The sequence below is a fragment of the Cellulomonas biazotea genome, assembly GCF_004306155.1.
In the GTDB taxonomy this organism is placed as follows: Bacteria; Actinomycetota; Actinomycetes; order Actinomycetales; family Cellulomonadaceae; genus Cellulomonas; species Cellulomonas biazotea.
On sequence record NZ_BIMR01000313.1, the window covers coordinates 1 to 5,560 of the forward strand.

Annotated in this window: 6 protein-coding genes and 1 pseudogene; all 7 read right to left on the bottom strand. The window is 74.0% G+C overall.

Features of this window, described 5'->3' with window-relative positions; translation table 11 throughout:
* Positions 1–634 (bottom strand): annotated as a pseudogene (locus CBZ_RS17510) (hypothetical protein); the annotation flags it as partial.
* Between the two features lies 1 nt (position 635).
* Complete coding sequence (locus tag CBZ_RS21110; RefSeq protein ID WP_013769342.1) at positions 636–794, bottom strand: DUF6760 family protein; 159 nt, start codon at positions 792–794, stop codon at positions 636–638.
* Complete coding sequence (locus CBZ_RS17515; RefSeq protein WP_130782765.1) at positions 791–1,252, bottom strand: hypothetical protein; 462 nt, start codon at positions 1,250–1,252, stop codon at positions 791–793. Before CBZ_RS17515 ends, CBZ_RS21110 begins: the two co-directional genes overlap by 4 nt.
* Complete coding sequence (locus CBZ_RS17520; RefSeq protein ID WP_130782761.1) at positions 1,252–1,701, bottom strand: phage tail protein; 450 nt, start codon at positions 1,699–1,701, stop codon at positions 1,252–1,254. The genes CBZ_RS17515 and CBZ_RS17520 overlap by 1 nt, the downstream gene beginning before the upstream one ends.
* 32 nt (positions 1,702–1,733) lie before the next feature.
* Positions 1,734–3,305 carry a phage tail sheath family protein gene (locus tag CBZ_RS17525; protein WP_130782762.1) on the bottom strand — a complete coding sequence of 524 codons (1,572 nt, stop codon included), beginning with the start codon at positions 3,303–3,305 and terminating at the stop codon, positions 1,734–1,736.
* 140 nt (positions 3,306–3,445) lie between these two features.
* A complete protein-coding gene (locus tag CBZ_RS17530) occupies positions 3,446–4,168 on the bottom strand; it encodes an eCIS core domain-containing protein (RefSeq protein ID WP_130782763.1) in 723 nt (240 codons plus the stop codon).
* Between the two features lie 138 nt (positions 4,169–4,306).
* Positions 4,307–5,560, bottom strand: a 1,254-nt coding sequence (locus CBZ_RS17535; RefSeq protein ID WP_130782764.1) for an ATP-binding protein, incomplete at its 5' end; no start/stop codon positions are given.

Here is a 5,560-nt window from a genome sequence, read left to right on the forward strand (position 1 = left end):
CGGCGGACGTGGCGGGTGCCTCGGCAGCCCGCCGCCCGCCCGCCCCCGCTCCCGCCGGGTCGGGCGTCGCGGCGGGAGCGCGGAGGGTCAGGTCGGGCCCCGCCGACCCGGCGGTCGGGAGGGGCGCGACGGGCTCGGGCGCTGCCGGGAGCTCTCCCGGCGCCGGCGGACCCACGGGCACCGCCCGCAGTCGTGGCGTGCCCGCCGGCGCCGAGTCGAGGCCTGCCAGCCCGCCGGTCGCGCGCCGCTGCACGGGAGCGGGGCGGGGCGTGGGCGGCAGGAGCGTGAGGTCGACGTCGGCCGACCGCTGCACGGTGGGGGGTGCGCCGCCGTCGACGACGCCGGACGGGGCACGGGAGTCGACGACGTGGGACATCGCGCCGGTGAACCGCATCCCGGCGCGGGTGGGCAGGTCCGAGAGGAAGGCGACGGGCCGGGTCGTGAGCTCGACGGGTGCGACGGTGCGCTGCAGGGGCGGCAGGAACGCCCAGCCGGAGGTCGACTCGGCCGCGGCGGGCGGTCGGGCGTCGTCGCTGCCCCCGCGGTGGCCGTCGTCGTCGGCGGCAGCACGGGGTCCGGGCCCGGGGTCGGCGACCGGCGGGACGTCGTGGTCCCGCTGCCACGGCCAGCGCACGTCAGCGCTCCTCGCTCATGCGGCGGTTGATCGCCGCGATCTCCTGGACGTACGCGAGTCGCTGCGGGTGCTCCAGGTCGAGGATCTCGTCGTGCGACCAGTGGAAGTGGTAGGCGACGTACGCGACCTCCTCGCGGATGCGGGCGGGCGCGTACGTCACGATTCCCCCAGGCGCCCGCCGGAGATGTCGACGTCGAAGTGGTGCTGGCACGACGGGCAGGTCACCGCCGCGCGCGTGTGCCCCTCGGCGTTGATGCGCCGGTAGAGGTCCTGCAGGAACGCGACGTCGGACGCGAACATGTTCTCGACGACGCTCTGCGTGACGGCGCCGAGCGTGCCGAGCGCGGTGATGACGCGGCTGAGCAGGACGACCGTCGTGTAGGCGGGGTTCTCCTGGACGCGCGCGTCGTACAGGGGGAGCAGCTCGTCGCGGGCCGTCGCGAGCCGCATGGTGCCGTGCCGGTGCAGCACACCGTCGCCGTCCAGGTACCCGCGGGGCAGCTGGAAGTCGAACTCGGTGCGCAGCGCGTCCCGCCGGACGGCCCGCGCCGGCGCCGCGCCCTCGGGCACGTCGTCGACGTCGGGCTCGTCCAGCTGGACCGGCAGGGAGCGTCGCATCACGCGAACTCCATCTCGTCCCAGCACACCGTGAACGTCTCGGACAGCGGCTCGGTGGACCCGGCCTTGAGGGTGCCGCCGAGCTCGACGTCCTTGACCCACACGTTGCGGAAGTTCATCCGCTTGAGGAGCTGGTTGTCGGAGGTGTAGATCGCGACCTCGGCCGTCTTGCGGGCGTCGGCGAGCTTGCCCTCGAAGACGGCCTTGAGCCAGTCGGTCACGGTCGTCGAGTCGGTGAGGCCGCGCTTGACCTTGAACTCGCCGGCCTTCTGGCGGCCCATCATCTGACGGGTCACGAACTTCCCGTCGGACGCCTGCTGCTGGTAGGTGACCTTGTCGACCTCGGCCTTGAGCCCGCTGACCTCCATGACGTGCGGGACCTGGATGCCGTCGATCTTCACCGAGAACGAGTACGCGGTGGCGAGGTCGAAGGTGTCGGGAAGTGCCATGGTTCACCGTTCCTGTGGTCGTCGGGGCCCGGTCACTCGGCCACGAGGCTCGTGCCGCCGGAGAACTGCGAGAGCTGGAAGATCACGAACTCGGCCGGCTTGACCGGGGCGACCCCGATGCGGCAGACGACCTGCCCGGCGTCGATGCCCTCGGCGGGGTTCGTCTCCCGGTCGCACTGGACGAAGAACGCCTCCTCGGGGCTGAGCCCGAACAGGGCGCCCTTGCGCCACTCGTTGACGAGGAACGCCGCGATGGTGCGCCGGATGCGGGCCCACAGCGCGTCGTCGTTCGGCTCGAACACGACCCACTGGGTGCCGATGAGGATCGACTCCTCCAGGTAGTTGAAGAGCCGCCGCACGTTGACGTACCGCCAGGCCGGGTCGGACGACAGGGTCCGGGCGCCCCAGACCCGCACGCCCCGCCCCGGGAAGGTCCGGATGGCGTTGACGCCGACCGGGTTGAGCAGGTTGTGCTCGGCGCGGGTGATCTGCGTGGCGAGGGTGATGGCACCGCGGACGACCTCGTTGGCGGGCGCCTTGTGCACGCCGCGGGTGTCGTCGTTGCGGGCCCAGATGCCGGCCATGTGGCCGGACGGCGGCACGAACCGGTTGGTGCCGGACGCGGGGTCGAACACCTTGATGTACGGCCAGTAGAGCGTCGCGTACTTGGAGTCGTACCCGGCGCCGTCGACGCGCCAGTCCTTGATCTGCTGCGGGCCGAGGCCGGGCGGCGGGTCGAGGATCGCCATGCGGTCACCCATGAGCTCGCAGTGCGCGATCATCGCGAGCTGCACGGCCTGGAACGTCTCGAGGTCGATCGCGCCCTGCTCGAGCGCGGCCACGAGGTCCGGGACGGCGACGATCGTCACCTCGTCGATCGCCTCCAGGCCGGAGAAGCCAGTGCGGTCGGCGGCGTCGCCGATGTAGTCGTCGGCGCCCAGGTCGCCCGTCGCGGGCGGCTCCGGCTCCGGCTCGGGCTCGACGAGGTCCGCGACGCCCTTGTCGGGCTTGACCAGGCCGCTGCCGCTCGACAGCTCCTCGATCGTCACGAGCTTCGACTGCTGGTTGACCTTGGTCGCGACGTTGTCGTCGCCGCGCTTGGTCGTGACGTTGTCGTACGTCTCGGCGGCCTTGCCGTCGAGCAGGATGACGAGCTTGAACTGGTCGTCGGGCGCGTTCTCGCCGCCCGCCTCGGCGACCTCGACGCTGAGCTTCTTCGTCTTGGGCGCCTTCTCCCCGGCGGAGACCTTGTACGCGCCGAGCACGGCCTGCGGGACGGCCGGCAGGGCCTTGGGCGACGTGCTGGTGCGCGGCTGGCTCTCGGCCTCGTCGGCGGCCTGCTCGTTGCCGATCCGCACGACGTAGGCGTTGGAGCCGCCGTTGAGGAAGTACCCGTACACGGAGTGCGCGAGGTACGAGCCGGGCAGGAAGTCCCCGAAGGTCTCGGAGTACTGGGTCCAGTTCGAGACGAGCGTCGGCGTGTTGAACGGGCCCTTGGCGGCCATGCCGACGAACGCGGCGACGGACGTCCCGACGCCCTCGATGGGCCGGGTGCCCGCCTCCACCTCCTCGACGTAGACGCCGGGTGACAGGTAGGTCGGCATGTCCCCTCCTTCGGGCACAGGGAGTCGTACTGGTCAGCGTGCTGTCGTGGTCGTGCCGGGTGCGTGTCCGGCCGGACGCCCCTGAGGGCGGTGCGGTGTGCCCGATCGGGCGGCCGCGGGAGCCGGACGGTGCGACGGGGTCAGGCTTCGCCCTCCATCTCCTCCTCGGCCTCCTCCTGCCGCTGGACGAAGTCGCCCTGCACGGGCTCCTCCTCCTCGGGGACCTCCTCGCGCTGGACGACGGCGGCGCCGGCGGAGGCCCGGGCGGCGTCGGCGCTCGCGGGTGCGGGACCGGCCATGACGCGCTCGGCGTTGTCCGCGGCGGCGGTCTCGAACCGGTCGCCCGGGTCGGACACGCTGATGCCGCCGCCCGTCGGGGTGCCGTCGACCGCGCCGCTGCGCTGCTGGACGACGTGCGTCAGCTCGTGCGCGAGGGTCGTGCGGCCCGCGGTCGAGCCGGGGTCGTAGGCGTCGCGCTGGAAGACGATGTCGGAGCCCACGGTGTACGCGTGCGCGCCGACGGACCGGGCCGAGTCGGACGCGGCGCCGTCGGTGTGGACGCGCACGTCGCCGAAGTCGGCGCCGAGGCGGCCCTCCATGTCGGTGCGGACCTCGGGGTCGAGCGCCTGCCCGCCGCCGGAGCCGACGACGTCGAGGACGGGGGAGCGCTCGTCCTCGACGAGCCCCGCGGTCGACGCGTTCCCGGCGGTGCGCTGCAGGTACGCGAGACCGCCGGGGTCGAGCCGGTCGGGCCGCCCCTCGGTCAGCGCCCGCGACACGACGGGTGCCGCCTGCCGCTCGTCGACCCGGGCGGGCTTGGGTCGCAGGGCGTCGACCCGTTCCTGCTGGTCGTGGCTGTGCATCGTCGGCCCCTCTCGACGCTGGTCCCCCTCGACCCCGCCACGCTGCCACCGTCGGCCGCGGGCGGGCAGCCTCGTCGGGCCGCCCGTGGGGGCACCCCGCCCCGCCCGATCGGGCACGCCCCGCCCGCGAGGTCGGCGTCAGGCCAGGAGGTCCCAGTAGCGGCCGAACTCGCTCGGGAGGGTGAGGCGGCCGAGCTTGCGGTACTCGCGGTAGACGGCCGCGACGACGTGCCGCATCCCGACGGTGCCGCCGTCGTGCGCGGCGAGGTACGCGGCGGTGACGGCGGCCGAGCGGATCGCCCCGCCGGCGAGCTCGAACGCGTCGGCGCAGAACGCCAGGTCGATGTCGTCGGCGCGCGGCACCCGGCGGCCCAGGCTCGCGTCCCACAGCGAGACCCGCTGGGTCGCGTCGGGCAGGGGGAAGTCGACGACGACGTCGAGACGCCGGATGAACGCCTCGTCGATGTTGGCGCGCAGGTTGGTCGCGAGGATCGCGAGGCCGTCGAACGTCTCCATGCGCTGCAGCAGGTAGGCGCTCTCGATGTTGGCGTACCGGTCGTGGGCGTCCTTCACCTCGCTGCGCCGCCCGAACACCGCGTCGGCCTCGTCGAACAGCAGGACCGCGTTGACGCCCGCCGCGCCCGCGAAGATCCGTTCGAGGTTCTTCTCGGTCTCGCCGATGTACTTGTCGACGACGGTCGCGAGGTCCACGACGTACAGGTCGAGGCCGAGCTCGTGCGCGACGACCTCGGCGGACATCGTCTTGCCCGTGCCGGAGTCGCCCGCGAACAGGGCCGCGACGCCGTGCCCACGCCCGCCGCCGGGTCGCATCCGCCAGTCGCCGAGGACCTGCTCGCGGTACCGGGCGCGCGTCGCGACCTCCCGCAGCGACCCGAGGACGTCGGTGGGCAGGACGAGGTCGCCCCAGCCGACGGCGGGCTCGATGCGGCGCGCGAGGCGTTCGAGGGCCGTGCCGTTCTCGGCGCGCGCGCCGACGCGCACGTGCTCGAGCGTGAGGCCGCCGTCGAGGGTCGCCTGCTGCCGGGCGGCGCGGGCGGCGCGCGCGACCTGCTCGGGGCGGAGCTGGTAGGGGGCCGTCGCGCGTGCGGTGTCGGGCGCGCTCTCCCCGAGGGACTCGCGCCACAGGCTCGTCCGCTCGGCGACGGTCGACGGCGGCACGTCGAGCAGCAGCGGCGGCCAGTCGCTCCATGCGGGGTCCCACGTCGCGCGCCCGACGACGAGCACGGGCGACGCGGCGAGCAGGGCGCGCCCGGCGCGCGGGTGCGACGTCAGCAGCTCGACGCCCGTGACGACCAGTCCCGCCCCGGTGAGCAGCGCCTCGCGCGCGGCGGTCCGGGCGACGTGCTCGGCGTCGGGCGCGGCCGCGAGCGC